Raw genomic sequence first — 2,156 nt, 5'->3', positions numbered from 1 at the left:
GTGGGTACGTGCCGACGCGGCTGGTCCCGCAGTCCGACGGCGAGAGCCCGGCCGCGCCCCGGGCTCCGGCGGCTCCGAACGGCCCTGGGGCTCCGGCCCCGTCGGCTCCTGGCGTTCCCGGCTCGCCGGGTGCCACCCCGCCGGTTCCCGGCGGCCCTCAGCCTCCGGCCGCGCCTGCCGCTGCCGCGGGGCCTGTCGGCCCGCCCGGCGTGGGAACCCCGCAGCCGCCCGCCGCTCCCGGCGCCCCGGCGGGTGTGGCGTACGCTCCCACGATGCTCGCGGGCCCCGGTACGCCCGGCGCCGCACCGGGGCAGCCTCCGGCGGCTCCCGCGCCGCCCGGCCCTCCCGGCTCCATGCCGCCTGCCGCGCCCGGCGCGAGCGGCCCCAACCACCCAGCCCCGCCCGGCCGGCCGGGTGCCCTCGCCGGTGGTTACGGCTACCCGAGCCCGCCTGGTGCGCCGAGCCGGCCGAGTGCTCCCGGCGCCCCTGGTTCCGGCAGTTATGGCTACCCCGGCGCGCCTGGTGCTCCGGGTCAGGCTGGTGCTCCGGGTCCTGGTACGCCCGGTGCCAGTACTCCCCATTACCCCGGACCGGCTGGTGCTCCGGGCCAGTCCGGTCAGCCTGGTGCGCCTGGTTCCGGCAGTTATGGCTACCCCAGCGCCCCCGGCGCTCCGGGCCAGCCGAGCGCTCCTGGCGGGCCGGGCCAGCCCGCTATGCCCGGTGCGGGTGCCGCCAATCACCCCGGACCGCCTCCGCCTGGTCAGCCGAGTGCTCCCGGCACCCCCCACCACCCCGGCCCGCCCGCTCCGCCGAGCGCCCCCGGTGCTCCGGGGCAGCCGGGCGCCCCCAACTACCCCGGTCCGCCCGGTACTCCGGGGCAGTCGGGTGCTCCTGGCGCCCCGAGTCAGCCCGGCGCGCCCAGTGCCGGCGGCCCCAACTACCCCGGTCCGCCCGGCACTCCGGGTCACCCCGGCGCCTCCGGTGCGCCCAGTGCCAGTGGTCACCCCGCCTCGCCGGGAACGCCCGGCGCCCCGCCGGCCAACCCGGGCGTGCACGCCGCTGCCACCATGCTCGCCGGGCCTGGGCCCGGTGGGACGCCGCAGGGACCGCCGCCGCAAGGGGCGGCCGTGGCGGGGGTGGCGCCGCCGCCCGGGGCGTACGGTTATCCGCCGCAGCCGCCCACCGGGCAGCCGACCGTGGGGCCGGGCTATATGGCGGTGCTCCGCTACCGGGCCCAGGACGGTTCCGAGCAGCAGCTCATCCGGCGCAGCGCGCCCGGTACGCCGCACCCCGAGTGGCAGATCCTGCACGAGCTGCGCGCGATGAACGTGCCGCCGCAGCAGGTGCTGGAGCTCCACACCGAGCTGGAGTCCTGCGACCTGCCGGGCGGCTACTGCGCCCGTATGGTCCGTGAGACCTGGCCGCAGGTGCGGGTCAGTCACACCGCACCGTACGGCCGTGATCACGCGACCAGGCAGCAGGGCGTACGGCACCTCGTCGAGCACCAGGGCGAGCTGCACCAGGTCGCCGACGGCCCGGCGCGGCCCGCGCCGAACCGCGCGCCGCTGCCGGCGCCCGGCCAGGTGCAGCCCGCGCCGCCGATCCCCCCGGAGGGGATCGCGCAGGAGCTGACGCAGGCGTTCGGGCCGCAGGGCGTCTTCCGGTTCGACAAGCGGGCCGTGTCGCGGCAGGGCGTTCCGGACGTGGTCGCGCAGACGCTCGTACGGGCGGGGCTGCCGTTCGACTTCGGTCCGTTCTTCTGGGCGCAGGCGCAGCAGGGCCGGCCGGTGCCGACGCTGGCGGAGCTGGCGGCGGAGCGCGGGGTGCGGTCGGCGCCGGACTCGGGTTCGTACCTGGTGATGGGCAGCGACTTCGGGCGTCAGCTGTGCGTGCAGTACGGCACGGCGCACATCGTCGCGGTACCAGTGGAGGCGGGCCCGGACGGGCAGTCGGTGGAGCCGCAGTTCGTGAACAGCGGGCTGCCGGAGTTCGTACGCTGCCTGGGCCTGCTGGGACGGATGTGGCGGCTGCGGTACGGGCTGACGCCCGAGCAGGCGGGCCGCTGGACCGTGGACTTCCAGGCGCAGATCGCCTCGCTGGACTCGGCCGCGCTGTCGTCGCCGGAGAACTGGTGGTCGGTGTTGCTGGAACAGATG

The 2,156-nt window shown here is 77.5% G+C and carries 1 protein-coding gene; it reads left to right on the top strand.

Annotated elements, in window-relative coordinates; all coding sequences use genetic code 11:
- Positions 1-2,156 (top strand): SUKH-4 family immunity protein (locus tag ACFU99_RS41505; protein ID WP_384403351.1); only part of this gene is annotated, 2,156 nt, incomplete at both ends.

Source organism: Streptomyces sp. NPDC057654 (genome assembly GCF_042800135.1).
Classification (GTDB): domain Bacteria; phylum Actinomycetota; class Actinomycetes; order Streptomycetales; family Streptomycetaceae; genus Streptomyces.
The sequence above is the reverse complement of the archived record's forward strand: the minus strand, read 5'-3'. Positions and strand labels throughout refer to the sequence as shown.